This window comes from Nocardia sp. NPDC049526 (assembly GCF_044465765.1).
Taxonomy (GTDB): Bacteria; Actinomycetota; Actinomycetes; order Mycobacteriales; family Mycobacteriaceae; genus Nocardia.
Genome location: NZ_JBITMA010000004.1, coordinates 543,853 through 570,439 on the forward strand (window position 1 = coordinate 543,853; position 26,587 = coordinate 570,439).

27 protein-coding genes are annotated in these 26,587 nt (G+C 66.0%); 14 read left to right on the forward strand and 13 right to left on the reverse strand.

The window, feature by feature from the left end:
• The first annotated feature begins 7 nt into the window (after positions 1–7).
• The 5 genes from ACIBW7_RS16050 to ACIBW7_RS16070 all read left to right on the forward strand — a co-directional run bounded on the left by ACIBW7_RS16050 (position 8) and on the right by ACIBW7_RS16070 (position 6,994).
• Positions 8–1,411, forward strand: a complete 1,404-nt coding sequence (locus tag ACIBW7_RS16050) for a pyridoxal phosphate-dependent decarboxylase family protein (protein WP_397046972.1) — start codon at positions 8–10, stop codon at positions 1,409–1,411.
• A gap of 450 nt (positions 1,412–1,861) precedes the next feature.
• Positions 1,862–2,698, forward strand: coding sequence for an SDR family oxidoreductase (locus tag ACIBW7_RS16055; RefSeq protein ID WP_397046973.1), 837 nt, complete (start codon positions 1,862–1,864; stop codon positions 2,696–2,698).
• A 72-nt stretch (positions 2,699–2,770) separates the two neighbouring features.
• The gene (locus ACIBW7_RS16060; RefSeq protein ID WP_397046974.1) at positions 2,771–3,820 is read left to right on the forward strand and encodes a 3-oxoacyl-ACP synthase III family protein; all 1,050 of its coding nucleotides are present in this window, start codon (positions 2,771–2,773) and stop codon (positions 3,818–3,820) included.
• A 3-nt stretch (positions 3,821–3,823) separates the two neighbouring features.
• The gene (locus ACIBW7_RS16065; RefSeq protein WP_397046975.1) at positions 3,824–4,735 is read left to right on the forward strand and encodes a hypothetical protein; all 912 of its coding nucleotides are present in this window, start codon (positions 3,824–3,826) and stop codon (positions 4,733–4,735) included.
• A gap of 219 nt (positions 4,736–4,954) precedes the next feature.
• Positions 4,955–6,994 (forward strand): LuxR C-terminal-related transcriptional regulator, encoded by a 2,040-nt coding sequence (locus ACIBW7_RS16070; RefSeq protein ID WP_397046976.1) that lies wholly within the window; start codon positions 4,955–4,957, stop codon positions 6,992–6,994.
• Between the two features lie 4 nt (positions 6,995–6,998).
• On the opposite strand, the gene ACIBW7_RS16075 is transcribed toward ACIBW7_RS16070, so the two are convergent.
• A complete protein-coding gene (locus ACIBW7_RS16075) occupies positions 6,999–8,222 on the reverse strand; it encodes an MFS transporter (RefSeq protein WP_397046977.1) in 1,224 nt (407 codons plus the stop codon).
• Between the two features lie 16 nt (positions 8,223–8,238).
• Positions 8,239–9,456 carry an acetyl-CoA carboxylase biotin carboxylase subunit family protein gene (locus tag ACIBW7_RS16080; protein ID WP_397046978.1) on the reverse strand — a complete coding sequence of 406 codons (1,218 nt, stop codon included), beginning with the start codon at positions 9,454–9,456 and terminating at the stop codon, positions 8,239–8,241.
• Positions 9,457–9,755: 299 nt separating this feature from the next.
• Between ACIBW7_RS16080 and ACIBW7_RS16085 the strand changes: the two genes are divergently transcribed.
• The gene (locus tag ACIBW7_RS16085) at positions 9,756–10,784 is read left to right on the forward strand and encodes a DUF4389 domain-containing protein (protein WP_397046979.1); all 1,029 of its coding nucleotides are present in this window, start codon (positions 9,756–9,758) and stop codon (positions 10,782–10,784) included.
• A gap of 4 nt (positions 10,785–10,788) precedes the next feature.
• On the opposite strand, the gene ligD is transcribed toward ACIBW7_RS16085, so the two are convergent.
• From ligD to ACIBW7_RS16100, 3 genes are all read right to left on the reverse strand, one after another.
• The gene (ligD, locus tag ACIBW7_RS16090; protein ID WP_397046980.1) at positions 10,789–11,742 is read right to left on the reverse strand and encodes a non-homologous end-joining DNA ligase; all 954 of its coding nucleotides are present in this window, start codon (positions 11,740–11,742) and stop codon (positions 10,789–10,791) included.
• Between the two features lie 42 nt (positions 11,743–11,784).
• Positions 11,785–13,890: a prolyl oligopeptidase family protein gene (locus ACIBW7_RS16095; protein WP_397046981.1), complete on the reverse strand. Its 2,106-nt coding sequence runs from the start codon at positions 13,888–13,890 to the stop codon at positions 11,785–11,787.
• A gap of 76 nt (positions 13,891–13,966) precedes the next feature.
• Positions 13,967–15,310: an MFS transporter gene (locus ACIBW7_RS16100; protein WP_397046982.1), complete on the reverse strand. Its 1,344-nt coding sequence runs from the start codon at positions 15,308–15,310 to the stop codon at positions 13,967–13,969.
• Positions 15,311–15,439: 129 nt separating this feature from the next.
• Here ACIBW7_RS16100 and ACIBW7_RS16105 point away from each other — a divergent pair, with 129 nt between their 5' ends.
• Complete coding sequence (locus tag ACIBW7_RS16105) at positions 15,440–16,321, forward strand: LysR family transcriptional regulator (protein WP_397046983.1); 882 nt, start codon at positions 15,440–15,442, stop codon at positions 16,319–16,321.
• Between the two features lie 103 nt (positions 16,322–16,424).
• Positions 16,425–16,955: a phenolic acid decarboxylase gene (locus ACIBW7_RS16110; protein WP_397046984.1), complete on the forward strand. Its 531-nt coding sequence runs from the start codon at positions 16,425–16,427 to the stop codon at positions 16,953–16,955.
• Between the two features lie 5 nt (positions 16,956–16,960).
• Here the strand turns inward: ACIBW7_RS16110 and ACIBW7_RS16115 are convergent, their stop codons facing one another.
• Positions 16,961–18,193 carry a cytochrome P450 gene (locus ACIBW7_RS16115; protein ID WP_397046985.1) on the reverse strand — a complete coding sequence of 411 codons (1,233 nt, stop codon included), beginning with the start codon at positions 18,191–18,193 and terminating at the stop codon, positions 16,961–16,963.
• 196 nt (positions 18,194–18,389) lie between these two features.
• Between ACIBW7_RS16115 and ACIBW7_RS16120 the strand changes: the two genes are divergently transcribed.
• Complete coding sequence (locus tag ACIBW7_RS16120; RefSeq protein ID WP_397046986.1) at positions 18,390–18,743, forward strand: hypothetical protein; 354 nt, start codon at positions 18,390–18,392, stop codon at positions 18,741–18,743.
• Positions 18,744–18,757: 14 nt separating this feature from the next.
• Here ACIBW7_RS16120 and ACIBW7_RS16125 read toward each other — a convergent pair whose 3' ends face one another.
• From ACIBW7_RS16125 to ACIBW7_RS16135, 3 genes are read right to left on the reverse strand one after another with little or no spacing between them, the layout of a single operon-like run.
• On the reverse strand, positions 18,758–19,360 hold the full coding sequence (locus tag ACIBW7_RS16125; RefSeq protein WP_357477533.1) for an ElyC/SanA/YdcF family protein: 603 nt from the start codon (positions 19,358–19,360) through the stop codon (positions 18,758–18,760).
• A gap of 24 nt (positions 19,361–19,384) precedes the next feature.
• On the reverse strand, positions 19,385–20,434 hold the full coding sequence (locus ACIBW7_RS16130) for an ArsR/SmtB family transcription factor (RefSeq protein ID WP_397046987.1): 1,050 nt from the start codon (positions 20,432–20,434) through the stop codon (positions 19,385–19,387).
• Positions 20,435–20,450: 16 nt separating this feature from the next.
• The gene (locus ACIBW7_RS16135; protein WP_397046988.1) at positions 20,451–20,639 is read right to left on the reverse strand and encodes a hypothetical protein; all 189 of its coding nucleotides are present in this window, start codon (positions 20,637–20,639) and stop codon (positions 20,451–20,453) included.
• 254 nt (positions 20,640–20,893) lie between these two features.
• Here ACIBW7_RS16135 and ACIBW7_RS16140 point away from each other — a divergent pair, with 254 nt between their 5' ends.
• Complete coding sequence (locus ACIBW7_RS16140) at positions 20,894–21,286, forward strand: cupredoxin domain-containing protein (RefSeq protein ID WP_397046989.1); 393 nt, start codon at positions 20,894–20,896, stop codon at positions 21,284–21,286.
• Positions 21,287–21,289: 3 nt separating this feature from the next.
• Here the strand turns inward: ACIBW7_RS16140 and ACIBW7_RS16145 are convergent, their stop codons facing one another.
• The gene (locus ACIBW7_RS16145) at positions 21,290–21,880 is read right to left on the reverse strand and encodes a hypothetical protein (protein ID WP_397046990.1); all 591 of its coding nucleotides are present in this window, start codon (positions 21,878–21,880) and stop codon (positions 21,290–21,292) included.
• A gap of 160 nt (positions 21,881–22,040) precedes the next feature.
• On the opposite strand from ACIBW7_RS16145, the gene ACIBW7_RS16150 reads away from it, so the two are divergent.
• From ACIBW7_RS16150 to ACIBW7_RS16160, 3 genes are read left to right on the forward strand one after another with little or no spacing between them, the layout of a single operon-like run.
• Positions 22,041–22,223 carry a ribbon-helix-helix protein, CopG family gene (locus tag ACIBW7_RS16150; protein ID WP_063046458.1) on the forward strand — a complete coding sequence of 61 codons (183 nt, stop codon included), beginning with the start codon at positions 22,041–22,043 and terminating at the stop codon, positions 22,221–22,223.
• Positions 22,220–22,564 (forward strand): VOC family protein, encoded by a 345-nt coding sequence (locus tag ACIBW7_RS16155; RefSeq protein ID WP_397046991.1) that lies wholly within the window; start codon positions 22,220–22,222, stop codon positions 22,562–22,564. Before ACIBW7_RS16150 ends, ACIBW7_RS16155 begins: the two co-directional genes overlap by 4 nt.
• 3 nt (positions 22,565–22,567) lie before the next feature.
• Positions 22,568–23,416, forward strand: coding sequence for a class I SAM-dependent methyltransferase (locus tag ACIBW7_RS16160; RefSeq protein ID WP_397046992.1), 849 nt, complete (start codon positions 22,568–22,570; stop codon positions 23,414–23,416).
• Here the strand turns inward: ACIBW7_RS16160 and ACIBW7_RS16165 are convergent.
• Positions 23,347–24,597: an MFS transporter gene (locus ACIBW7_RS16165; protein ID WP_397046993.1), complete on the reverse strand. Its 1,251-nt coding sequence runs from the start codon at positions 24,595–24,597 to the stop codon at positions 23,347–23,349. The two genes, ACIBW7_RS16160 and ACIBW7_RS16165, sit on opposite strands and share 70 nt — an antisense overlap.
• 85 nt (positions 24,598–24,682) lie before the next feature.
• On the opposite strand from ACIBW7_RS16165, the gene ACIBW7_RS16170 reads away from it, so the two are divergent.
• Positions 24,683–25,546, forward strand: a complete 864-nt coding sequence (locus ACIBW7_RS16170) for a LysR family transcriptional regulator (RefSeq protein ID WP_397046994.1) — start codon at positions 24,683–24,685, stop codon at positions 25,544–25,546.
• On the opposite strand, the gene ACIBW7_RS16175 is transcribed toward ACIBW7_RS16170, so the two are convergent.
• Positions 25,529–26,209, reverse strand: coding sequence for a CPBP family intramembrane glutamic endopeptidase (locus ACIBW7_RS16175; protein ID WP_397046995.1), 681 nt, complete (start codon positions 26,207–26,209; stop codon positions 25,529–25,531). The two genes, ACIBW7_RS16170 and ACIBW7_RS16175, sit on opposite strands and share 18 nt — an antisense overlap.
• A gap of 78 nt (positions 26,210–26,287) precedes the next feature.
• On the reverse strand, positions 26,288–26,521 hold the full coding sequence (locus ACIBW7_RS16180) for a hypothetical protein (protein WP_397046996.1): 234 nt from the start codon (positions 26,519–26,521) through the stop codon (positions 26,288–26,290).
• Positions 26,522–26,587: the final 66 nt, after the last annotated feature.

The window sequence follows — 26,587 nt, forward strand, 5'->3', positions numbered from 1 at the left end:
TCGGTGGATGGACCCGATACTCGCCGATGATCTCGCCGACCTCCCCGCACTGCTGGACGAGACCCGTCGCGCGGCGGTGCAGGTATTGGCCGGGCTGAACGACCGGCCGGTGGCACGGCCGGACATCGACAAGGCAACGGCAAGTGTCGTTCCGGAGGTCGGCATCGGACTGCGCGGCGCATTGCGCGAATTTCAGGAACGGTGGGAGCCGAGGCTCTCCGGCAGCGCGGGGCCGCGGTATCTCGGATTCGTGACCGGCGGAACAACCCCCGCATCGATCGCGGGCGACTGGCTGACCAGCGTATTGGACCAGAACACCATCACCACCGCCGATTCGGCGTCCTCGGCACTCGAACGGGAAGCCGTGGATTGGCTCGGCCAACTGTTCGGGCTCACCGAGCACACCGGCGCTTTCGTCTCCGGTGCCACCATGTCGAATTTCGTCGGGTTGGCAACTGCCCGTGAGTGGTTGGGCGAGCAGGTCGGAATATCGGTCGCACAGGCCGGTGTGGGAGCGCTCGGCCCGGTACATGTGTTGTCCGGCGCGCCGCACGCGAGTATCTACAAGGGACTGGCCATGCTCGGCGTCGGCCGCGATCAATTACGGCTGATACCAACACATTCCGGTCGCGAGGCGGTTGATATCCGACGGCTCGCCGACGCTCTGGACGCACTCGACGGCCATCCGTCGATCGTGGTCGCCAATGCGGGCACGGTGAATACCGTCGATTTCGACGATCTGCGCGCGATCGCGGAGCTGAAGCAGCGCTACCCGTTCTGGCTGCACATCGACGGTGCGTTCGGAGCCTTCGCCGCGCTCGCACCCGAATACGCGCATCTGGTCGACGGACTCGCTGCGGCCGATTCGATCTGCGTCGACCTGCACAAATGGTTGAATGTGCCCTACGACGCGGCGGTGCAGTTCACCCGCCGTCGCGACCTGCAGGTCCAGGTCTTCCAGAACACCGCCGCCTATCTCGGAATACCCACCGGCACTCCGGATTTCGTGCACCTGGTCCCGGAGAGTTCGCGCCGACTGCGGGCGCTGGCCACCTGGTTCACTCTTACCGCATACGGCAGGGCAGGTCATCGAGAGATCGTGCAGCGCAATGTCGCTTCGGCTCGCCGCCTCGGCGAATTACTCACCGCAAGTGGACTCGTGCGGCTGCTGGCACGCGTGCGACTCAATGTCGTCTGCTTCACCCTCGCCGACCGGCCGACCACCGAGCGCATACAGGCGCTGACCCGAGCGATCGCCGAAGGTGGCGAAACCTTCTTGACGCCAACCGTTTACGACGGTATACCCGGTGTCCGCGCCGCGTTCAGCAACTGGCGGACAACCGATGCCGACGTGGACCGGATCTGCCACGCGATCACCACCACGTGCATCGATCTCGACACGGGGTTGTGATGGCGCTGCTGTCAGGATCCCTCCCCCGCTCGTCCCGTCCACCGGCTCGATCGGTCCGAGGTCCGTAGTGCCCTCGAGATGCATCCGCTGTCCGCCGACGCGCGGTCATCAAGGTCGATCAGGCAACAGCTACACAAGCCGAGCGCCACAACGCACTTGTCCCCCAATTGGACCAGAGCAGTTCGGCGGGTCCACGACTCGCCATCTCTGCGGCCTCGACGAACCGCCTCAGATGGAACGACCTACCCCTATCCACCCCTATCGACAGTCATGCGCGACGGCTACAACTACGGCGCAGCATCATTGGGCCGAATTCGGCACGCGCGTGCTGATCTGCGCGATCAATCGAGCGCGCCCGGCCATCGGGGTCGTTCGCACACATCGGGCAACTCGCCGAAGCCACCCCGAGAGCGGATTTCGGCCATGGCATCGATGGCAAGGTGATCGAACATGAAGACGATCCTGATTACGGGGGCCACCTCGGGCATCGGTCTCGAAGCCGCGCAACAGCTCGCCGCAGGGGGCGATCGGCTGGTGTTGGTCGGCCGGAATCCGCAGAAGCTCGCCGACAGTGCGGAATTGGTGCTGGCCGCGGGGGCGGGAGCGGTCGATACGCTGGAATGCGATATCGCATCGCAGTCGTCGGTGCGCCAACTCGCCAAGGCGGTCGAAGCCGACTACGACCGCATCGACGTACTTGCCAATAATGCGGGCAGCTATCACCAGACGCGGACCGAAACCGAGGACGGTATCGAGGCGACCTTCGCCACCAACCATCTCGGCGGATTCCTGCTCACCGAACTGCTCATCGATCTGCTGGTCCAGAGCGCCCCCGCGCGCATTCTGTTCACCTCGTCGGTGATGCACTACGGCGCGACTCTCGATTTCGACGATCTCGGGTTCCGTGAAGGCTATTCGGGCGAAAAGGCGTACAGCCGATCCAAATTGGCCAATGTGCTCTACGCCCGCGCACTGGCCGATCGACTGGCGGGCACCGGCGTTACGGTCAATGCCTTCCATCCCGGCGCGGTCTCGACCGGCATCTGGAATTCGCTGCCATGGTTCGGGCAACCGATCGTCGCGCTCGGCAAACGCCTGTTCTTCATCACCGCGGCCGAGGGCGCCGCCGCGCTCACCTTCCTCGCGACGGATCCGAGCGTCGCCGAGGTGACCGGTGCCTATTTCCGCAAGACCCGCGAGCGCGAACCGTCGCGGCTGGCCCGCGACGATGCGCGGGCCCGCCAATTGTGCGAGGTGAGCGCGAGTTTGGTCGGGCTGCCCGAATAGGGCGTCCACGACGACAGCGCCGTCGAAACTCCTGGCAACACAGGGAAAAATGCGACACAGAAAGCAGGGGTAATGCTGCGCACACGTTTCGAGTCCATCGGCTCGTACACACCATCCACCGTCCGTTCCACCGAGGAGATCATCGCCGGACTGGCGGTGCCGAGATCCCTTGATCTGGAACGGATTACCGGCATCAAGAATCGGCGCGTCTACGACTCCAGCGACGAGGGCTACGAATCCTCCTTCGATCTGGCCCTGCGCGCCATCGAGGACTGCCTGACGCACTCCGATTACGCCCCCGACGAGATCGATGTGGTCGTCTCGGCCTCCATCACCCGCACTCGCGGGAAGGAAATCTTCTGCTACGCACCGTCTTTCGCGGTCATGCTGGGCAAGGAGATCGGTACGACGAAGGCCCGCCATTTCGATGTCTCGAATGCCTGTGCGGGCATGATGACCGGGGTGCTGGTGCTGGATCGCATGATCAAGGCCGGTGTGGTCCGCAATGGGCTGGTCGTCAGCGGCGAGCAGATCACTCCGATCGCCGAGACCGCGGCGCGCGAGATCAACAAGCCCTACGATCCGCAGTTCGCCGCGCTGACCGTCGGCGATGCGGCGGTCGCGGTGATGCTCGACGATCGCGGTGACGATGACGACGAAATCCACTATGTCGAACTGATGACCTCCGCCGACGGCGCGGAACACTGCATCGGCATGCCGAGCGACCAGGCCCCGGGAATCGCGCTGTACACCGATAACCGCGCAATGCAGAACGAGGGCCGCTATCTGCAGGCCATCAACCGCATGTCGACCTTCCTGGAGGAGACCGGGCGCACCTGGGAGAGCGAGAAGTTCGACTACTGGATCCACCACCAGTTCAGCGCGCCCGCCATCGAGTACATCTCGCACCTCACCGAGCAGCACTTCGGCACCCCGATGCCGCAAGCCCTGAATGTGCTGCACGACTTCGGCAATACCGCGTCGACCTCGCATTTCGTGGTCCTGCACGAACACCTCGCGCAGCAGAAGATCCCCAAGGGGTCCAAGGTGCTGATGATTCCGGAGGCATCCGGCATCGTCTCCGGACACCTCGCCGCCACCATTTCCCGCTTGGAGGCCTGAGCCATGCCGACCACGATCCTCGCGGCCGCCATCAATGCCGATCTCGATACCGGCAGCTATTTCGACCTGGCGGCCCGCGCGGCCACCTCCTGCCTCGAACAGGCCGACATCGCCCCGGAGCAGGTCGGAATGCTGATCAATGCCGGGGTCTTCCGCGATCAGAACATCTCCGAACCCGCGGTATCGGCGCTGATCCAGAAGCGTGTCGGCATCGGACTGGAATACGCCCCCGGCCGGGTGCCCGCATTCTCCTTCGACCTGATGAACGGCGGGACCGGACTACTACACGCGATCGCGACCGCCGAATGCTTCCTGGTCAGCGGCGAAGTGTCGTACGCGCTGCTGGTCGCCGGTGATACGCACCCGTCGACCGAGCGTCATGTCGACGGCTTCCCCTACAGCACCAGCGCGGCGGCCATCCTGCTCGGAACATCCGGCACCGCAGCCGGATTCGGCGGGCTGCACACCACCGATATCGCCGGGCCCGCCGACCCGACCGCATGGGTCGCGATGGGCGAGGCCGGCGCGAACGGCCGCTCGGCCATGAGCACCCGGGCCGGTGCCGGCGATCTGGTCGAATTGGCCGCGGTGGCCGTGCGCGACTGCCTGAACGCCGAAGGACTGGACGTCGCCGATTTCGCCGAGGGCCGCGCGGTGCTGCTCGCACCCACCTGGACCCTCGCCTTCCGCGCCCGCCTCGCGGCGGCGCTCGGATTCAAACCGGAATCGGTCGTCGGCGTCGATCCCTCGGTGGACAATCCGTACTCCGCGGCCCCGGTGCACGCGTACGTGAGCGCGCGCGACAGCGGCGCTCTCGACGCGGCACGCACGGTGCTTTTCCTGGCCGCCGACGATACCTCGGCCGCCTGTCTGGCCTACCATCAGCACGCATTCGCGCACGCCGGGAGTCAATGATACGAAAGGCATTGAAACACCTCATATTACGTAGGTGTCATCAGTTGTCGTGACAGGATCGGGCGGGCGAATTAACCTGTGTTCACCGGCTGGATCATCGGGCGCGTGGACGCGTCCTTCCCGCTGCGACGATGCCGCATCCTCAGTGCACCCGAGCTGCTCGTTTTCGATGGTGCTCTCCCTCAGTCGGGCTCACCACCTCGACGAAGGGCTCAGAGTATGTGTCAGCCTGTCCCGCCACACAGCGACACCCCAGCGCATCGCGACCACTGGGCCGACTTCGCCAAATCCCGGGTCGGTCAGGCCATGGCCGTGCTCGGCACCGCGAGCACGGCCGGCCTGGTCGCCGAGCTGCTGGAGGTGGACGAGGCCGCGGTGCGGGCCGTCGTCCGACAACTCGCCGAAACCGCGCGTTTCGAACATCCGGAGGTCGGTGAGCGGATCCTGCGCAACACCCCCGACCAGGTCCGGCAGAAATTGCACGGCCGGGCCGCGGAACTGCTGCACCATCGGGGTTTTCCGGCGAGCACCGTCGCCGACCACCTGGTCGACGCCGGTGCCGCCGGCTACCCATGGGCCGTCGACGTACTGCGCACCGCCGCCGAGGATGCGATAACCAATGACCAGATCGAACCGGCGGTCGATCGGCTGGAATCGGCCTATCGCGCCACCCGGGACGCGGGCGAGCGGGCCACCATCGCGATCCGGCTGGTCTGCCTGGAATGGCGGATCAATCCGTCGACCCGCTCGCGCCAGTTCACCCGGTTGAAGGCGGCGCTGCGCACGGGCCGGGTGCCGTACCACGAATTGCCCGCCGCCATCATGTATCTGCTGTGGCACGGGCAGGTGCAGCAGGCCGATCACGCGCTCGGCCAATTGAACAGCGGCGAACCGGACGAGGCGACGCCGGAGATCGACTTCCTGCGCGCCTGGCTGCGGTACTCCTATCCCCCGCACGTCCAACGTCATCCGCGACTCTTCGCGGCCCCGGCCCGGCCGCCCAAGGTGCGCACCGATCAGCATTCACCGCATCGCCACGGCGCAGATCTGCTCACCGGCCTGTTCACCCATCCGCTCGACGAGATCGACACGCTCGCGCAGCGTTTGCTCACCAGCCATCGCCTCACCTCGACCACCATCGAAACCCTGGTCGCGGCGGTGCATTGCCTCATCTACAGCAATCGGCTCGATACCGCGGCGGCCTGGTGCGAATCGCTGCTCGCCGAGGCCGATGCCCGCCGCGCCCCGACTTGGCAGTCGATCTTCGCCGGGCTGCGCGCGGAAACCATGCTGCGCAAGGGCAATATTCGCGATGCGACCAGCGATGCGGCGCTGGCGCTGAATTACGTACCCGCCGAACACCTCGGCCTCTGGATCGGCACGCCGATCGCCACAATGGTGCATGCGCTGACGATCGCCGGCCGGCATGCCGAGGCCGCAACCCAGCTCGAAAGGGCGGTGCCCCGAACAATTTTCGAATCGCGCTTCGGCCTGCCGTATCTTCAGGCGCAGGGACACCATCACCTCGCTGTCGGCCGCGCCGACGAGGCATTACGCAGTTTCCGTCGGTGCGGCTATCTCATGGACCGGTGGAATATGGACTTCCCCTGGCTGGTGCCGTGGCGCAATGACATTGCCGCCGCCCATCTCACACTCGGTGAGCACCGGCAGGCACAGGAATTCGCGACCAGACATCTCGAATTGCTCGGCACCGCCGACCGGCACCGCTCCGGTGGCGTCGCACTCCGGTTGCTCGCCACCACCAGCGATCGCTATCAGGCTTTCCGCTTGCTGCGTGAGTCGGCCGCCATCGCCCGCACCGGCGGTGACGATGTCGAATTGGCCACGGCCCTCGGCGAACTCGGCAAGGCGCACCGCAGCGTCGGCGATCACGAGCGATCTCGCACACTGATCCGCGACGCGGCGCGTATCGCCGAAACCTGCGGCGCCGAGGTGCTGCTGCGCGATCTACTCGACGGCAAACCCCAAACCGCGACGCAGCCGACCCAGCCCATGCCCGCACTGCGCCGGATTCCGGGTGGGCTCGCGACGCTGAGCCCGGCCGAACGCCGGGTGGCGGAGCTGGCGGCCCGCGGCAAGGCCAATCGCGAGATCGCCGACAAACTCGCCATCACCACCAGCACCGTCGAACAACATCTCACCCGCGTCTATCGCAAACTCGGCGTCGCCCGGCGCAGCGAACTGTATTTCGTCCTACCGATCGGTCCGGCTGATACCGCGGTCTCGGCCACCGGGTAGCGGCCTACGGTGCCGCCGCGAGGGCATACCGGTCCCGCCTGGACTCCGCCTTCGCGACGAATACCGGTGCGAGCAGACCGGCGGCCAGCAGAATCAGCCCCGCGACATACCAGCCCGCGACACCTATCCCGATGCACAACCAGGTCAGCAAGGCCGGACCGAGCGCATCGGCCAATCGGAGTCCGGTGCCGAATACGCCCAGATACTCACCGATGGCCTCCGGCGGCGCCAAGGCATTCGAGACCTCGAAACCGCCTGCCGTCTGCCACAGTTCACCGACGCTCAACACCGCCGCGCCGCTGGCGAGGGTAAGCACCGCGAGCCAGCCGGACTGGCCTTCGGCTGCCGCCAGCACAATGCAGGCCAGCAGGAATGCCCACCCGGCGCGCCGCAGCGCGGCACCGCCCGCGCGGGCGGTATCGATGCTGCGGCTCGCGCGGACCTGGAAGAACACCACGATGAAGATATTGAGCATGTCGATCGCGGCGATCGACCACCGCGGCGCCGTCGTCGCACCGATGATCCACAGCGGAATCGCGACCGACTGAATCCGGTACTGCAGCGACAGCACCCCATCCAATACGGTGAGCGCCAGATACGGCCGATCACGCAGCACCGCCCAGCGCTGTCTTGGCGCACCGGACTCCACCGCCACCGGCCCCAAGGCCGGCAGCCGCTCCACCATGAGGGCGGCCCCGGCAGCACAACCAGCGCCGATGACGATGGCCGCGTGATAGAAGTTCGCCGAATCCCATTGCACGGCAACCGCGGAGAGGCCGATGCCGATGGCGATGCCCACATTCAGAATCGAACGGATGTAGGCGCGGAATTCATTGGCCCGTTCGGTGACGACGCGGGTGATGATCGTCGAAATCATCAGCTGCACACAGGTCTGTGCGGCCGCCGTGGCCGGAATAACGACCAGATACCAAGCGAATTCACCGACCGTGAGAAAGCCGAGGGTGCCGCAGGCCGCCAGGACCAGACTGACCCGCAGCACACCCAGCGGGCCGCGCCGATCCGACAGCTTTCCCGCCAGTATCGAGACAGCGATGGATACGGCCCCGGCGACGCTGAGGCCGATGCCGACCTGCATCGGCGAGATGTGCACGATCCGGGTGAAGTAGAGGACGACGGTGGATAGATAGATTCCGCTGAAGACGGCGGATGCCGCCGTAATCAGCGTCAGCACACGCTGCGGGCCGACCGGCGGCAGGGCACGTGACACGATCCGTTCCCTCGACTCAGGCGACGGCCGGGTCGGCGGCCGGATCGTATGCCACGCAATCCATCCGGAATCCCGCCGCGGTGCGGCGCAGTGAGTCGATGACCTCCACCGTGGAGTTGCCCCGGAACCGGAATGCGGCACCGATATCGGCATAGCCGAATGTCTGGGTGATCGTCGTCCCCGGCTGTGGGACCGAGACATGGTACGGCGCATACTGCTGCGGTATGTGGAGCTGGACGTCCACCACGGTGCACGGTGGGGTCACCGACGGGTGGATCAGTAATTCGCCGACTACCGATTCATCGCTGAGCGGATCGGTGGCGGGAATCCGGCCCAGTTGGATATCCACCGCCGCACCGAGCAGGTCGTAGCCGTGCACCTCCCGCCACATGTGCGTGGTCTCCCCACCCGAGGCTCGTGCGGCCACTTCGAGGAACTGGATACGCGGCGCGACACCGTTGCGGCCCAGAAAGAATTCGAGGTGGAAGACCGTCGGCACATCGGCGCTGAGCGCGGTGAGCACGGCCTCGGTGAAGCTCGCCAGCGGCTCGACAATTTCCGGATCGTCGATCTCAACGTACCCGAGAGTTGTTCCACCACTGGCGAATTCGAGACACGTCCCGAGATATTGTGAGGCCCGCCACGGACCGAGCTCGGCACCGGTCCACACGCCGTCGACGGCGCCGACCTCGTCCGGACAGAAACGTTGTACGAGAAAAGATTCCGAGCTCAGGTCGGGCAATGCCGCGCAATCATCGATGGAATTCAGCCGGATGATGTCCTTGCTCCCGCCGCCGAGACGGGGTTTGACGATGAGCGGAAAGCCGTGCACCGCGGCAAAGTCCATAATCGACTCGACATCGCCGACATGGGTGAAGGCGGGAGCCGGCACGCCGGCCGTGGCGACCGTCGCACCCATCACCAATTTGTCGCGGAACGGGAGCACATAGTCCGGACTGTCACCCGCGATACCGAATTCTCGCCGCAATCGAGCTGCGGTCAGCAAATCGAATTCGTGCAGCGCGACAATGCGGTCCGGCGTTCCGAATCGAGCCGCCATTGCGTGTACGGCTTCGGGCACGTTCGCCATATCTTCGAGTAATTCTACGGCGGCGGCCGCATGCCGCGGAATTCCATCGATCAGATCATTCGCGCAAACGTAGGTAACGACATTGGCATTGTGGTCGATACGCTCCAGGTAGGGGACGGCGACACCGCGCACTCTATGAATCACGGTCACATGTGGGGGCACTGGTTCCTCCGCTGACAACTGTCTCACTAGATCCACTGAGGACCCGTACCGTCGGGAGTGGATCGTTCTCTCCGACAACGGAATTGTGCGCTTTGCCCATCGGCGGCGCCTGTCCGGAGACCGCTATTTAAGATCCCTTAACAGAGAGCTCCTCGCACCGCGGTCCGGCTCGGTCGGCGCGGTTACCGATCTATCGGCAATCCACGGGCTACATTCGATCTCACTCATCCGAGTTCTGGACAATTCCGCTGGACGAAGGAAGTGAGTGGGTCGCCGTGGTAATGAAAGAAGGATCACCGACCAGTGGCCGAGCATTGGTCGAACTCGATGTCTTTCCGCCGGAGCAACACCGCCGCTGGACCGTTCTGCTGCGACTGCTGTTGGCCATACCCCAGCTGATCGTGCTCTGGTTCCTGAGCATCGCCGCTTTCGTGGTGATCGTCTGCGGCTGGTTCGGTGCGCTGGTGCTCGGCCGATTGCCCGATTGGTGCGGTGAGTTCCTGCGCGGGTATTACGGCTACACCGTGCGGGTGCACGGCTATGCGATGTTGCTGGTCGACGACTACCCTCCGTTCGCCTGGACCGCGCCGGACTATCCGATCCGCCTGCTGTTCCCTGCGCCCACGCCGTTGAACCGGCTCGCCGTGCTGTTCCGGCTCATCCTGGCCTTCCCGATCCTGGTGCTGTCGAGCTGGTTCACCACCGGATGGGGAATCATCTCGTTCATTCTGTGGCTGATCGTCCTGATCACCGGCCGGATGCCGGGAGCGATCTTCGAGGCCACTTCGGCGGTGCTGCGCATCGAAATGCGGGTGTCCGCCTACGCGTACTTGCTGACCCCGACGTACCTGACGGGTGTTTTCGGCGATAAGCAGGCGGCCCCATCCGGTCCGATATATACAGGCGGTTCGATCGCGGGTGGTGCTCGGGTGACGGGTGGGCCCGAACCTGCTCAGTCGCCGACTCGCCCGCTGGTTCTCTCCAGCGGCGGCCGGACGCTGCTGATCGTCATGCTCATCGTCGGCATTCTCGGCAGCTTCGCCCAAACCTCCATGGGCTGGAGCAATGACGATGACGACGACATGGACGCGCTCTCCGGTGCACAGCTCGCCCGGCGGGTCGCCATCGATTTCACCGACCAGACCGGGCACACCCCGCAGGACCTACATTGCCCGAACTCCCTCGACGCCGATATCGGCGCGACGGAGGTCTGCACGGTCACCGACGACGCCATCGAATTCCGGGCTCTGGTCACTGTCGACGCGATCACCGACGGGGCGGCGCACTTCCGCACCGTCATCGAGCACTGAAAAGCTAAGTCTGCCTGCGGGCCCGGGCCCGACGCTTGCCCTCGTGCATCGCTTGGACCCGGGCCACCGGGATGGTGTGGCCCTCCTCGATGAGATCGGCGGGCAAGGCCTGCGGCGCGGGCATTTCCTGAGCCCACGGATCCCGATCGCCCAGCTGCTTCGATGCGGTGCGCACCGTGAAATCGGCCGGGCTGATATCGGCGAGTTGTGCCCATTCGATCGGGAAGGACACCGGCACGCCCGGACGCACGCGCGGGCTGTAGGCCGCGACGACAGTCGCACCGCCCGCGCGCGTCGAATCCAGGAAGACCTTGCCCGCGCGGTCCTCGCGGATGAATGCGGTGGTGGCCAGCTCCGGATCGATACGTTCGGCCCTGGCCGCGATCGCCCGGGTGGCGGCGGCGACATCCTCGATCGGGACGCGCGGCTCGATCGGCACGAAGACGTGCACACCCTTTGCGCCGCTGGTTTTCACCGCTCCCGCGAGTCCGTCATCGGCCAGCGCCTGCCTGATCAGCTCGGCGGCACGTACGACCTGCCGGAAGGGGCCGCCCTCGGGCGGATCGAGATCCAGGATCAGGTGGGTCGGGCCCGCGCTGTGATCGGCCGGCAGCAGGGTCGGGTGATATTCGACCGCGCGCTGATTGCCGAACCACAACAATGTGCGCACGTCATCGCAGAGGGCGTAGGTCACCTCGCGTTTGGAGGTCTCGGCCCACACCGTCACCCGACGCACCCAGTCCGGGGTGTACTTCGGCAGGTTCTTCTGCATGAACGGTTCCTGGCCAGGCCGGATACGCACCACTGAGAGCGGACGGTCGCGCAGTTGCCCGACCAGCCGATCACCGACTAATTCGAGGTAGTCGATCAGATCGCGCTTCGTCGCGTCGGCACCGTCGAACAGTGGTGCGTCGAGATTGGTCAGCTTTACGCCCGCACGGACCTCTTCGCCGGTCATCGGCCAACCATGCACCGCCGAACCGCGCGTGGTCAACCATTCCTACATGAGCTTGCGCATGAAGTAGGTGAATTCGAGTGCGCTGGTACGGGCCGTCTCGTCGATGTTGGTGCCGCCGCCGTGCCCACCCTCGGTGGCCTCGTAGAACAGGTAGGGGTCGCCGAATTCGGCGAGCCGGGCGGCGAATTTCCGGGCGTGCTGCGGGCCGACCCGATCGTCCTTGGTGCTGGTCCAGACGAAGGGCTCCGGATAGTGCACGCCCGGGCGCAGATTCCGGTACGGCGATATGGATTCGAGGAAGGCGCGTTGCACCGGATCGGCGATGCTGCCGTATTCGCCCACCCACGAAGCACCCGCGGCGATCTGCTCGTAGCGGACCATATCGAGCAGCGGTATCTCGATATCCACCGCTTGCCACAGCTCCGGATGCTGGACCAGCTCGACCCCCATCAGCAGACCGCCGTTCGAACCGCCCTGGATGCCGAGATGGCTCGGGGCGGTGATCTTTCGGTCGATCACATCCCGGCCGACGGCGGCGAAATCGTCGAAGGCACGCTGGCGGTTGGTGGTCAGCGCGGCCTCGTGCCAAGCCGGTCCGAATTCACCGCCGCCGCGAATGTTCGCCAGCACGAACACACCCCCGCGGTCCAGCCAGAGCCGGCCCATCAGGCCGTTGTAGTTCGGTGTCATGGAGGAACCGAAACCGCCGTAGGCATACATGATCGTGGGATTGGTGCCGTCGAACTTCATATCGGCGGCATGGACGACGAAATAGGGCACCCTGGTGCCGTCGGGCGAGGTGGCCTTCTGCTGTTCGACCACGTAGCGGGACGAATCGAACTGTCGCGGACTTGTTTTCACCGGCATCACCGCTCCGGTGACGGTGTCGAGCCGCCACAGCGCTGCTGGGTCGAGGAAGGAGGTGACCGTCAGATAGGCGAGCGAACCGGCCGAATCGGCATCCACCGTGTCGATGGTTGCGTTGTCCGGCAACGGAACCGGTGATCCTGACCAGGAGCCGTCCGGTTGCGGCGTATAGACGGTGGCGCGTCCCTTCACGTCGTCGAGCGAGGTCACGACGATCCGATCACGCGTTGTCAGCACAGCTTCCAGGGTTTGCGACGCGCTCGGGACATAGACGGGCTTCGCGCGCAGCCGCGTCGGGTCCGCGGTGAGTTCATCCGCGTCGAGCGAGACCAGTGATCCGGCGGTGAATGTCGCACCGTCGGTCGTCCAGTCCTGTCGCAGCGACACCAGAATTCGATTGCCGACGAAGCCCTGCACATCCGATTTCGGCGGCAGTGCCACCCGCACCAGCCCGGATCCGGCAACCAGACTGACCTCGTGCTCCCAGAACGACGGACTGCGCCGCACCAGACTCAACCGCCGACCGTTGCCATTGTCCAGCAACATCGGCGTGGTAGACAGATCGGCTTTATTGCCACGCGCGAGTTCGACTGCGTCGGTGAGAGATCGGCCGCGACGCCACTGTTTGACGACATAGGGATAGCCGGAAGTGGTCATCTCCCCGGGCTGCCATTCCCGCGAGACCAGCAGGGTGTTCTCGTCGACCCAGGCCGCATTTTGTTTACCGCGCGGCAGCACGAATCCGTCCGGCACGAATCGGTTGGTGGTGCGGTCGAATTCGCGCACGGTCACCGCATCCTCGCCCCCCTCGGACAGACTGACGAGGCAGCGCTTATGGGTGACCGGGTCGCAGTCGACCCCCTTCCACACCCAGTTCTCGGACTCCGCCGCCGCGAGGGCGTCGAGATCCAGAACGGTGTTCCAATTCGGTTGCGGCGATTCATAATCCGCGACGGATGTGGTGCGCCAGATGCCGCGGGCGTGGTTGCCGTCCTGCCAGAAGTTGTCGACGCCGCCGTCGCGCAGTGTCGGTGTGGGCAGGCGGTCGGGGGACTTGCCGAGTTCGGTGGCCTCGGCCAGGTTTCCCGCGAAACGCAGGTCCTGCTCCAATACCCCTAGCGTGCGGGCATTTTCGGTGGCGACCCACTGTTGCACGCGCGGACTGTCGAGATCTTCCAACCAGAGGTACGGGTCCGTCGGTGCCGATGCACCCCCACAGGCCGTGACCAGCGCCGCTGTCAGCGCCAGTACGCCTGGCCGCCACAGGCCCGTGCTTCCCATGCAACCCCCTTGAACACGTTCAGATCCCAGCGTCCATTCGACACTGTACTTCGTGGCCGCACTCCGCTTCGGGACGTCAGGATTCGGCGGCGCGGTGGTAGCCGAAGACGATGCAGGCGAGTGCGCAGACCGCTGCGGCGGTCAGCAAGGACCAGCCGATGCCAGCAGTGACGAGCGCACCCATGATCGCGACACCGAGTGTCGCGCCGACTTGGCGGACGGCATTTAGCAGGCCGCCGACCGAGCCCGCGGTTCCCGGTGGTGCCACATTGACAATGGCGGTCACGAGCGCCGGAAGGGCAAAGGCGACGCCGAATCCCGACAACAGCAGGCCGACCGCCAACACCGGATAACCGAGGCCCGCGAACACCGCCGCGGCCAGCACCACACCGCCCGCCGCGAGCAGGGCGAGCCCGGTCAGGATCGGTCGCCGCGATCCGACGCGGGCCACGAGTCTGCCCGCGAGCGGCGGGATGACGGCGAACGGCACGGTCAGCGGCAGGAAGGCGAGCCCGGTCTGCAGCGGATTCAGGTGTCGCTGCAGCAGCAACGGCAGGACGAACAGTGCCCCGGTGAGCGCGAAATTCACCGCGGCACCCACCAGCAACCCCGCACGCACTCGGCCCGCGCGCAACAGCTCTCGATTCAATACCGGTGTGGCACTGCGTCGTTCGAGATAGACGAAGATGATCACGGCCAGCACCGCGCCGCTCAGCGACCACGCCGTGTGCCCCCACGACTGCGCACCCACCGCGATCAGCGCATCGGTGCACAGCGCCAGGGCGACGGCCGCGGTCAACTGCGCGGCCCAGTCGATGCGGCGATCACCGCGCGCGCAGGTCACCGCGGATCCCATGCTCAGCGCCAACACGACCGCCGCGATGGGAACATTGACGACGAATATCGACCGCCAACCGGCCAGCCCGACCAGTGCGCCACCCACGATCGGCCCCGCCGCGACCGCCGAGCCGCTGATCGCCGCCCACGTCGAAATCGCACGGGCACGTCGGCCCGGATCCGGATAGAGCTGGGCGATCATCGCCATCGATGCGGGCACGCACGCTGCCGCCGCGACACCCAACAGCACCCGCAGCGCGACCAGCACCCACAGGTTCGGCGCGAAGGCGCTCAGCAGCGAGACCAAACCGAAAGCCGCTGTGCCGAAACGGAATACCCGATGCGCACCATGGCGATCGGCCACCGCGCCCGCGGAGAGCAGCAGTGCGGCGAAGGCGACGGTATAGCCGGTGGTCGCCCATTGCAGTCCCGCGACCGAGGTGTGCAGGGACGCCGCCAGATCCGGCTCGGCGACCGAAAGCACCGTCATATCCAACAGCACCATGAAGTACCCGAGGGAAATCCCCAGCAGCGCCCTGGTCGACGCGGCGGACGTACTCGCCCGCGATTGCAGAATGCTCATCCGATGCAACAGCTCCTCGGCTCGTTTGGTGACCCGATCGACTCTCGCCGGACGGGCACGACGGCTCCACCGGCTGCGGCGCATACCGCATTCGGAATATCCGAATGCTGCGTCGCTGTTGGCCAGGTCATGGAGTTACGTCAGCTGCGGACCTTCGAGGCCGTGGTGCGCCACCGCACGGTCACCGAGGCCGCGGTCGCGCTCGAGCTCGCGCCGTCCTCGGTGTCCCAGCAGATTCGCACCCTCGAAACCGCGCTCGGGGTGGCACTTTTCGTGCGCGACCCCAAGGGCATGCGGCTCACACCGGCGGGTCAACGGCTCACCGGCTGGGCGCGGCGGCTGCTCGAACAGGCCGAGCAGGCGGTGCGCGACGTACGGGAGGAACGGCCGGTCCTGCGCCTCGGGGCGCTGGAAACCCTGGCGGGCGTGTATGTCCCGCGGGTGCTGGCGCGGCTGGCCGAGCGACGGCCCGATATCGAGGTCGAGGTGCGCTCTGATCGCGCCCGCGACGGCCTGCTCGCCGATGTGGTCGGCGGCGATCTCGATGCGGCACTGCTGCTGGATTCCGGTGGCGCCGTTGGTGATCTGGGCTTCCCGGCGCCCGCCGAACCGCTGGCCTTCCTCGACCTGGATCCGGTGCCGTTGGCCCTGGTCGCCGCGCCGACGCACCCGCTGACGGCTCGGCCCGGCTTGACGCCCGCCGACCTCATCGATGAACGGCTGCTGGTCAATGTGCCCGAATGCTCGTTCTGGATGGCGGGTGAAAAGGTGCTCGGCTCGGGTCCGCGGCGAGTGAAGGCCGGTGCGGTTCCGGTCATGCGGGCCTGGGCCGAACACGGACTCGGCATATCCCTGCTGCCGGAGTTCGCGGTCGCCGATGGCCTCGCGCACGGCACACTCGTCCGCTTGGACTTCCCGGTGCCCGATCTGAGTCTGCGGCTGGTATGGCGCGCGGATCAGGAATCACTGCCCGGGATGCGCGAGGTCCTCTACGCGGCCGCCCAGACATGACTGCACCGTTCCCGGCAAACCGTTCGCAATGCTCGCGCTGGTGATTAGGCTGACGACAAAGACGCAGGTACCGACCGCGTTGGTCGACCGAGAGGAGTTACCGATGAGCGCGCAGCAGTCAGCGATCACGGTCTCGGCACTAACCGGCGATCTCTCCGGAATTGTCGGCAAACATCTCATCTACGCCTATGAGAACGGCTGGAAATACGAGCTGTATGTGCGGGGTCCGCAGAATATCGAATGGCGATGTCTGATGGGTCCGATGTTCGGGCGCTGGTCCAAGAATCAGGCGGCGAAGCTGGTCCAGCTCAACGACGATCTGTACAAAATCGCCTGGGTGGAGCCGACCGGAACCACCGCCGTGCTCATCATCTGGCTCGGCGATCGTCGGGTGCACACCACGATCTCCTACCCGCAATGGATGCTCGACTATCCCGACAGCACCCTCACCCGCTACGAGGACAATCTCGACGCGATCATCGCCGACCGGGAGAAGGGACCGACCTACCCGCTGACCCTGGTCGCCTCGTCCGGGCGCATCACCTTCGTGGAAACCCGGGAGCTCGACGACGATACGGTGATCAACTGTCCGCCGCACAAGCTGCCGCTCGGATACGCCGCGCGCACCAACTGAGCGCGTCAGGCGAGGTGCACCGGGAAGGTGGCCAGGTCGTTCTGGGTGAGCACCGGCAGATTGCGGATCTCCTCGACCGGCACCGCGAATCGCAGCTTCGGAAAACGCTCGAACAGCGCGGGCAGACCGATCCCGGCCTCCATCCTGGACAGGGCCGCACCCGGGCAGATATGCGGTCCGTGGCCGAAGGCCAGATGCCGGTCGACCGTTGGGCGGGTGATATCGAAATCGTCGGCATCGCGGCCGTGCACCGCGGTGTCGCGGCCGATGGCGCGATAGGACATGACCACACCCTCGCCCCGCTCGATCACGGTGTCGCCGACGGTGATGTCCTCGGTAGCGAAGCGCATGAGCAGATGGGTCACGGGGGTGTCCCAGCGCAGCGTTTCCTCGATCGCCTGCTGCCATTCGAAGTCGCCGTCGCGGATCGCGCGCAATTGCTCCGGGCGGCCCAGCAGGGCGCGGACGGTGTTGAGCAGAAGTCCGACGGTCGTCTCGTGTCCCGCCGCGACGAGCGCCTTCAGATTGCCGACGACCTCCTTCTCGGTCAGCGGCGTACCGCCGTCGGCGGCGAAGATGAGCGCGGTGGTGAGGTCGTCGGTCGGCTTGACCGTCTTCTTGCGCACCAGATCGATGAAATAGGCATCCAATTCATCGATCACCCGCAACCGCTCGTCCTGCGGGGTGAGGGCCGAGAAGAAAGCCTTGTACCAGGTCAGCAGCATCGCGTGATCGGCACGGACGACGCCCATCAGCTCACCGATGACCCGCATCGGCAGCGGATAGGCGAATTCGGTCTCGAGATCGACCACGCCGTCGCGGCCCGTTCGCTCCAGGTCGTCCAGTAGTTCGGTGGTGAGCCGCGCGATCGCCGGACGCAGTGCATCCAGCCGACGCGGTGTCAGCGCCTGCATGGTCTTGTTGCGCAGCCGCCGATGTTCGGCGCCGTCCACGGTGAACATGGACCGTCCGGTATCGATCATGCCGATGAGCGGCCATTCCCGCGTCACCGTCCCCGACGTCCACAGCGCCCACGAATTGATGTCCTTGACCAGCCGGGAGTCGGTGAGCAAGTGCCTGGCGGTGGCGTACTCGGTGACGGTCCAGGCCGGCACGCCGAGTAGATCGATTCGCGTGAGCGGACCGGCCGCGCGCAGCCGACTGGTCTCGCCCGCGAGATCACCGACCATCGGGTCGATAACGATCGGCTGCGCGCTGTGCGGACAAACCTGCTGCACGAGATACCCCCTCCAGCCCGTTGGGCTGGTGCCTCAAACCCGCAGCCCATCAAGCGGTTTCGATCTTCCGAACGAGCGGAGTCGTCCGATCCGGGGAAGGGAACACTTCAGAGCGCGGGTTGGTCACCGCGCCCGGGATCCGCCTGCTGATTCACCCGCAATCGGATGGGTACCGCTGTGCTGAGGAGGAATGCGCATGACTCGTCCCGTGCCACCGAATCCGAGTCCTATCCCGCCGATTCCGGACCCGGTACCACCGACACCGATCCCGGACCCGGTGCCGCCGAAACCCATGCCGGAACCAGTGCCGGGGCCCGAGCCGTATCCGGAGCCGGTCCCCGGTCCGGAGCCGCAGCTGATTCCGCCGAAGCCTGGTCCCGAGCCGGTACCCGGCCCGTCGCCTGATCCGATACCGCCGGAGCCCGGCCCGACACCGGAGCCACCGATCCCCGATCCTCGGCCACAGCCGGATCCGATGCGACCGCCACCGATCCCGAATCCCGGTGGTCCGGTCGATCCGATGGATCCCGCGCTTCCAGACCCCCGGTAGGGCTCGGATCAGCGTCAGATCAGTGCGGCGACCGCCTTGGGCGCAGCCAACCATTCACGAATAGTGTTGCGCACAAGGGTTTTTCGTCTGCACTCACAATATGCGGTGACGCCGTGGCCATCGATGCCCGCACCGCGGCACAATGCGACCGCCCGTGGCAGATGCTGGTATTGCGTGACGATGATGGCGCGGTCGATGCCGAACAAATCCTTGGCTCGTTCGCACGTCGCCCGGGTCGACAAGCCTTCGCCATCGCAGCGCACCACCGCCGGATCGATGCCATGGTCCGCGAGATACTTTGTCATCGAAGCGATTTCGTCGCCGGAAGTGCCTGCCGCATCACCGGATACGAGAATCTCACGTACCTTTCCGGCCCGCAGCAGTTCGATCGCGACATCGAGTCGTCCGCGCATATAGGCCATCGGCGCACCGTCGGGCCCGACCTTCGCGCCCGGCACGATCACTACCGGAACCGTCGGCGCGGCCGCGGGTCCGGATCGATATCCGGCCGATACCAGCCACAATCGGATATTGGCACCCGCGACGACCAGCGCCGATCCGGCGACCAGACCGGCACCCACCCGGAGCACGGTCTTCCGGTCGGTTATGAGCTGCACCCGCCCGACGATACTGGCGCGGGACTAAGCGATGCGCACACCACCGTCGAGATCACCGTCGAGCAAGGCGATACCCAAGGTCGTCGCCTGGTGCCGCATCGAATTGCGGTGCCGCCGGCTCTCGATCAGCCCGGCCTCGCGCAGTATCGATGCGTGTTCGCTGGCCGTCGCGGGTGAAATACCCAGTCGGCGAGCGAGTTCGGTCGTCGTGCAGCCCTCGGCGATCTCCTGCAGTGCGGCGGCGCGCGTCCGGCCGAGCAGTGCGGTCAGCGCCTCGTTGGCCGCGCGAGGACCCCATGCCGTGCCGAAATCGGCGATGTCGCGCAGCACCGGAACCACCAGCGTCATCGGCGCGTCCTTATCGATGGTGGACTTCAGCAGCTTCGGTCCGGGCCAGATGAACAGCGAGGGAATGATGATCAGCCCGCGCCCGTCGAGATGTTCGTCGTGACATTCGATAGGGGTGAGCACCTCGAGCGCGGGCGCGCGCCACCGCGCGAAGGGCGCCAGTCCGGTGAAGAACCGTTCGACGCCCTCGGTGGCGATGGTGCGCGCCATCCGCTCGGCCGCCACCTCCAGGTACGACTGCACATGCGCCCACCGACCGGTGAATGCCACCGCATGGAATGCCTCGACGGCGAGCGCGACATCGTGGCGGGCTGCGCTGTCGCGGGCGGACAGATTCCGCGTCCACGCGGGGAGCGGGTGGTCGGTCAGCGCCCGCCGGCGACCTGCGTGCTCCACTTCGCGGCGGAGTTCGTCACGGGAGGCCAGATGCAATGCCTCGATTCCGGCCGACATCGACCGCGCACCACGGGTAGGTGTGATCAGGTCGACGAAGTGGTGCACGCCGGGGAAGATATCCGCGAGCACGCCGAAGTTGTCCGGCATCGCGCGTCGCACCTGTCCGCGCCAGCCGTCGTACAGTGGCGCGTCGGTGCGCTGCACCACCCGGGTGGCCAGCACCGTTTCGCCCATCGCGCCGAGTGGTGCCCCGATCCGGATCCGCGTCAGATCGTCTGGTGTGCAGTAGATCCGCTTCATTCGCTGCCCCGCATCGTCGTGCTCAGGCACCTCACGGTACCCGCGATCATCGCGGACCTCGCACCATCACCGCGAGGACCGGATCCAGGCGCAGCAGCTGATCCGTGGCCGCCGACGTCGCCGTCCACCCCAGCGCGTTCGGCCACCATCGTTTCCGCCGCCCGGCCACCACCGCGCCGACGCTCATCCGTCCCAGCACCAGCCATCCGGGCCGCGCCACTACTTCGTCCACCATCACCGACTCCTGAATCCGCACTGTTCAGCAGCCTAGGAATCGGCGTGCGGCACCCCCACCATGTTTCGGCCGTGGCCTAAACACCGTCGAGCAGGGGCGCCTCGCCGCCAGATCCGCGCCGCCAACGGGGCGAGGCCGAGTTCGAGCGCGTCGCGAACTCATCGTCGGAGAAGGTTGGTCGACGTCACACCCCGATTCCGGATGAGGTCAACGGGTACGGGCATGACGGCTCGAATTGTGGGCAGCCGGTCTAGGTGAACAGCACTCGAACCGCCCCATGGCGGCATCGGATCGCGATCGGTTTGCTCACCGTCGCATGGGCGGCAGGGTGCGGCACGTCGGAGGAAATCGCCCCGCCCACGTCATCGGGCCCGGCCCCGATACCCGCCGTCACCATCACCATCGACCATCAGAACTACACCGGCACGCCCCCGATCACGCCGGGCGCGGCGCTCACGGTGGTCAACCTCGATTCGGTGAAACACAGCATCACCAGCAAACGCCCCGGCCTCTTCGATCACGAGATCGGCCCGGGCCAGACCATCACCTTCACCGCACCAGACGAAGTCGGCTCGCACCCCTTCTACTGCCGATATCACGCGAACATGGAGGGCGCGTTGAGCGTCCGGAAGTCCGTTTCGCCGTAACGCCTACACGCAGTACTGGCAGGTCCCGCTGGCAGGCAGCTGGATGAAGCACTGGTCGCACACCGCCGCGCGGGCAGGCTCCGGCTTGGCCTCCTGTGTGGTGGTGGCGCGCGCCGAGCGTCGGCCCGCCACCTTGGGCGTCAGCGGCGGCGCGGTCAGCTCGGCGGGCATGGTGGCGCCGTGGTGCTCGTAGCACTGCCACCGGGCGTAGGAGGCGTGCAACTCGAGGTCCTTCGGAACCGGCAGTCCGGCGAGTTCCAGCACGTACTTGTAGGTGTCGCCGACGGTGTGGTTCTCCTGCACGCAGAGCGAGGTCAGCGGCGGTTCGCCCGCATTGTGGCAACGCCGCGCGACCTTGCGCAGGATCGCCTCCATCCAAGTCCGCGTCGGCGCACCCGTATGCACCCCGGACGCCTCCTGTACCCGCTCGGCCAACTCATCGACAGTGATGAAGTTCCCGTACCCCGTGGCGGTCTCGGACAGCTCCGCATGTGCCGCGAAGGCCCATGCCACCGTTGCCTCCCGCAACGTCACCGGGACGCCGTCACCTGCCCGCCATGCCCCCGCCGTCGTGGATACCGAACTCTTGATCACCCGCTCAAGTTATCGCGCCGCCCCGCAGCCCTCCGAATGCCCCCGCATTCCGGCGCCTGATCAAGATCACCATGCATCGGCTGCGTACGCCGCTCGACGTTTGCCGACACCAGAGCATGATGATCTTGTTACTAGCTTTCTAGGATGCTAGCATCGGGGTGTGGGCGACGAGGATGTGAAGCAGTTCAACGTGTATTTGCCGGTGGGGTTGATCAAGCAGGTCAAGTTCCGGGCGATCGAGTCCGGCATGTCGCTGTCGGCACTGGTCGCGGAGGCACTGCGCGGATACCTCGACGACACCCACGATCAGCAACCGCGAGCGCAAGAAGGAGAGACGATATGACGACGCAGGGCATCGAAGGCGTTTTCGTCGAAACGCACAACTGGGGCAAAGCGGCACGGTTCTTTCAGGCGCTCGGTTTCGAACCCGAATTCACGACCGACCACAACTCCGGACTGTTCCGCAATGGCGATGGTCCATATGTATTCATCGCCGAGATCCCACGAAGCCAGACCCCACAGACACAGCTCGTGCTGACGGTGACCCAACCGGATGCGTTCCGGCCGAGCGATGACGTCGAGGTGGTCACGCCATTCGAGGAAACCCATTACGGGACAAAGGAAATGACGGTGCGCGATCCGGACGGCCGGGTCTGGAGCCTGCAGGTCGGAAAGGTCGACTGAACCATGCAACAGGTCATCGGCCCCGAGAGCACGGCGGAGCGCGTCGCGCTGTGGCGCGCCTTACACGTCGAGATCGATCCGGCGCCGCATGTGCTCGAAGACGAGATCGGGCTGCGGCTGATCGACCCCGACGCCGGATGGCGCGCCCGCGGGGATATGAATCCCGAGACGACCAGCCTCTCGCGCGCATGCGTCGTGGCGCGCGCCCGTTTCGTCGAGGATCTGGTGGTCGAGCAAGCGGCGCGCGGCGTCGATCAGTACGTCATCCTGGGCGCGGGACTCGACACCTTCGCTCAGCGCCGTCCCGAAATCGCCTCCGGCCTAACCGTATTCGAGGTAGACCAGCCCGGCCCGCAGGCATGGAAGCGGCAGCGCTTGGTCGAACTCGGCTACGGAATTCCGCAGTGGCTGCGGCTGGTCCCGGTCGATTTCGAGGCCGAATCCTGGTGGGACCGGCTCATTTCCGCGGGCTTCGACCCGTCGCGTCCCGCGGTGGTCGCCGAAACCGGCGTCTCCATGTACCTCACGCGCGAAGCGAACGTCCAGACGCTGCAGCGGATCTCGACCCTCGCACCCCACTCCACCTTGGCGATGACCTTCCAACTGCCACTGGACCTACTGGACGCCGAGGAACGCGCGATACGTCAGGCCGTCGAGAACGCCGCGCGAGCAAGCGGAGTTCCATTCCTCAGCCTGTTCAGCCCCGATGAGCTGATCGCGCTGGCCGAGGCAGCGGGTTTCGCTTCGGCACAACACATTTCGACATCCACCCTGACCCAGCGCTACTTCGCCGACAGGACAGACGGCCTGCGGCCCCCGACCGCGGAGCAGTTCTTGGTCGCGACGACCTGAACAACCCATAGCAGCAGGCCCAGCAGTGTTGCGGTGAGACCGATTCCGCATACCAGCGACCAACCTCCGGACTGGTATGCGGCTCCCGCGACGACCGAACCCGCGACGCCGCCGAGGAAGAAGCTGACCATATAGGCGGTGGTCAGCCTGCTGCGGGCGGCCGGATCGAGGGCATAGATCGCGCTCTGATTCGACAGCTGGATGCCCTGGACACCGAGGTCGAAGACCAGCAGCGCGGCAATCAAGGCCACGACATTGTGCCCGCCCCACGCCAACAGCGCCCAGCTCGAAAGCACCGTCACCCAGACCGCCGTGGTGACCTCACGCTGATATCCGCGATCGGCCAATCGGCCCACCACCGGCGCGCCCAGCGCACCGGCCGCCCCGGCCAGACCGAACAGCCCGATGGTGAACTCCGAGTAGTGGTAAGGACTGGAATGCGTACCCGCGAGCAGGAAGACGATCGAGGTCCACACCAGCGAAAAGCACGCCATGCCAAGGAAACCCAGCGCCATCCGCTGCCGCAGCACCGGGTGGGTCCGGATGAGCGCGAAGATCGAGGCGAGTACCTCGGAGTAGCGCTCCTCGGCGGCGGCCCGACCCGTATCGGGCACGAGAACATACACGCTCACCGACATCGCCAGCTGTAGACCGGCCGCGACCAGCAGCACCGTCCGCCAACCACCCAATTCCGCTATGGCGCCGGACAATACGCGCGACAGCAGGATGCCGAGCAGCAATCCACTCATCACCGTGCCCACGACCTCGCCACGCCGATCCGGGTCGGCCAGCGCCGACGCCCACGGCACCACGATCTGCGCCGCCGACGCGGTCACCCCGGTGACGAACACCGCGGTCAGCAGTACCGCGAAGTTCGGTGCCGCCGCCGAAACCGTGAGGGCCACAAAGGAAGCCACCAGCAGGGCCGGAACCATGCGACGGCGCTCCAGGAAATCACCCAGCGGAACAAGCAGTGCGATCCCGGTCAGATAGCCGATCTGCGCCGCGCTCACCAACAGGGCCGCCGTCGCGGTCGAGACACGCAACTCCCCCGCGACCTCGTGCAGCAGCGGCTGCAAATAGTAGAGACAGCCCGCGGACGACCCGGCAGTCAGGGCGAAGAGCAGCACTACCAGCCGGGTCAGCTTCACGTCGGGGGTGCTCGCGATCGAGATAGTCACGCTTCACATCGTCCGCCGCCAGGGCAATCAACAAAAGCGATGAATTTTGATGGAGCCATCTACAGAATAGATATAGCCTCGCGCCATGGAGATGCGGCAGATCGAATGCTTCCTCGCCTGCCTGGAACATCGCTCCTTCACCGCCGCCGCCCGGTCACTCGATCTGGTGCAGTCCGCGGTGTCTACGAGTGTGGCGAAGTTGGAGCACGAACTCGGCGCCCGCCTGTTCGACCGGACGCCGCGGGCGCTCGAACTCACCGAGGCCGGGCACGCGATGGTCGAACCGGCCAAGGCGATGCTGCGGGCCCGGCGCGAGGTCGTCGACGCGATCGATACGGCCCGGGGACAGGTTCGCGGCGAGGTGGTCATCGGCAACCTCATGAACGTCCACACCATCGACCTCGCCTCCGTGATCGCAGATATGCACCGGCAATATCCATCGATCACGCTGCAGATGCGTCAGAGCACCTCAGGAGTGGCGGGCAATATCGCCGGACTGCGCGACGGCAGTCTCGATATCGCCTTGGTGGCGGGCATGTTCGACGATCTGTCCGGAATCACATTGCACCCGGTTCACCCGGAAACCCTCGTCCTGTGCACCGCACCGACACATCCCCTCGCGGGTCGCCGATTCCGCACCGCCGATCTCGACGGCGTCCGATTCATCGATTTCCCGCCGGGCTGGGGCATCCGCGGTATCGCGGATATCCTGTTCCCCGATCGCCGAACCGTCATCGAAGTCGCGGACCAAATTTTCGCATTGGAGTTGGCCGCCAACGATTTCGGCGCCACACTCATACCGAAGTCCGTCGCCACCCGAGCAACCGGCATCGTATATTCCGAAGCAGCCGAACCGATTCCGTGGAAACTTGCCATCGCATACAGCGCCCGGCGCACCCCGTCCAATGCGGCGCGGACAGTTATCGAGGCCCTACGCCGCCGCGCCTGAACGCTGGATGCGCGCCGCCGGAGCGGCACCGTGATAGAAGTACTGCCCCAAACCGACTGTGAAGATGAGCATTCCGTACACCGAATGCTCGACGGACGCGGTGAACAGCGATTGCGTCCGCAAATACCGCGTGGCGAAGATCCAGCCGCCGACACCGCTCAGCACGACCGAGAGCCAACTGCCGAAGATGATGTGCACGTAGCCGAATGCGATCGCGCTCGCAGCCACCAACCCGACGCCGTCGCCGAAGACCGGCGCGTATCGGTGGAACAGGAACGAACGGAAGATCAGCTCCTGCGGGTACACGCTCAGCACGGGATACAGCACCATGACCGCCAGCCACAGCCAGGGATTCCGCCGCGGCAGCTCGAACAGATTGTCCCGCCGCAGCACCGCGACCGCCGCGGTGAGCGCCAGCGCATTCGAACCCGCCAGCGCCGTCATGGAGCGCGCTTGTTTGTGGATCGCCTCGGAGCGCCAGAGCGCCGCGCGGTCGAAGTCCGAGGAACGCCGCAGGTAACCGGTTACGCCGACCGCCAATGCGAGTAGCGCGGGAATCGGCGGTCTGCCTCGTAATACCGCGTTGTACGCGGTCGTTCCGCCGAAGAACAGCGCCGCGTATTCGGCGCCGAGGTACACGCGCCGCCACCGTCGAATCCGCACGCCCACACCATAGTTGTGATGACGCGGGCACGCCCGCATGAAAAATGCCCTATGTCCTTGCGGACACAGGGCTGCCGATCACTGTCCGGGCGCGGGGCATCCGGGCGGCGGGCCCTGCGGGTCCCCGGGCGGCGGACCCTGCTGATCGCCCGGTGGCGGGCCCTGGTGATCGCCGGGCGGCGGCGGGCACTGCTGCCCCGCTGCCGGCCCCTGCGCCTGATCAGCGCTCGCGACACCGGCCCCGACACCCAGTGCAGCGAACACCACTACGCCCGCCGCGGCCGCCGTGACCAGCTTCGACTCGACTCCCATACGTTTCCTCCCTGGTTCTGGATCCGTCGGGCCGATCCTTGCCGCCCCGACGCGAGAATCGTTGCG

Bases quoted from the DNA above. Each gene is read 5' to 3' on its own strand.
- ACIBW7_RS16050 (WP_397046972.1), top strand. From the start codon at position 8: ATGGACCCGATACTCGCCGATGATCTCGCCGACCTCCCCGCACTGCTG.
- ACIBW7_RS16055 (WP_397046973.1), top strand. From the start codon at position 1,862: ATGAAGACGATCCTGATTACGGGGGCCACCTCGGGCATCGGTCTCGAA.
- ACIBW7_RS16060 (WP_397046974.1), top strand. From the start codon at position 2,771: ATGCTGCGCACACGTTTCGAGTCCATCGGCTCGTACACACCATCCACC.
- ACIBW7_RS16065 (WP_397046975.1), top strand. From the start codon at position 3,824: ATGCCGACCACGATCCTCGCGGCCGCCATCAATGCCGATCTCGATACC.
- ACIBW7_RS16070 (WP_397046976.1), top strand. From the start codon at position 4,955: ATGTGTCAGCCTGTCCCGCCACACAGCGACACCCCAGCGCATCGCGAC.
- ACIBW7_RS16085 (WP_397046979.1), top strand. From the start codon at position 9,756: ATGAAAGAAGGATCACCGACCAGTGGCCGAGCATTGGTCGAACTCGAT.
- ligD (WP_397046980.1), bottom strand. From the start codon at position 11,742: ATGACCGGCGAAGAGGTCCGTGCGGGCGTAAAGCTGACCAATCTCGAC.
- ACIBW7_RS16095 (WP_397046981.1), bottom strand. From the start codon at position 13,890: ATGGGAAGCACGGGCCTGTGGCGGCCAGGCGTACTGGCGCTGACAGCG.
- ACIBW7_RS16100 (WP_397046982.1), bottom strand. From the start codon at position 15,310: ATGAGCATTCTGCAATCGCGGGCGAGTACGTCCGCCGCGTCGACCAGG.
- ACIBW7_RS16105 (WP_397046983.1), top strand. From the start codon at position 15,440: ATGGAGTTACGTCAGCTGCGGACCTTCGAGGCCGTGGTGCGCCACCGC.
- ACIBW7_RS16110 (WP_397046984.1), top strand. From the start codon at position 16,425: ATGAGCGCGCAGCAGTCAGCGATCACGGTCTCGGCACTAACCGGCGAT.
- ACIBW7_RS16120 (WP_397046986.1), top strand. From the start codon at position 18,390: ATGACTCGTCCCGTGCCACCGAATCCGAGTCCTATCCCGCCGATTCCG.
- ACIBW7_RS16135 (WP_397046988.1), bottom strand. From the start codon at position 20,639: ATGGTGGACGAAGTAGTGGCGCGGCCCGGATGGCTGGTGCTGGGACGG.
- ACIBW7_RS16155 (WP_397046991.1), top strand. From the start codon at position 22,220: ATGACGACGCAGGGCATCGAAGGCGTTTTCGTCGAAACGCACAACTGG.
- ACIBW7_RS16160 (WP_397046992.1), top strand. From the start codon at position 22,568: ATGCAACAGGTCATCGGCCCCGAGAGCACGGCGGAGCGCGTCGCGCTG.
- ACIBW7_RS16170 (WP_397046994.1), top strand. From the start codon at position 24,683: ATGGAGATGCGGCAGATCGAATGCTTCCTCGCCTGCCTGGAACATCGC.
- ACIBW7_RS16180 (WP_397046996.1), bottom strand. From the start codon at position 26,521: ATGGGAGTCGAGTCGAAGCTGGTCACGGCGGCCGCGGCGGGCGTAGTG.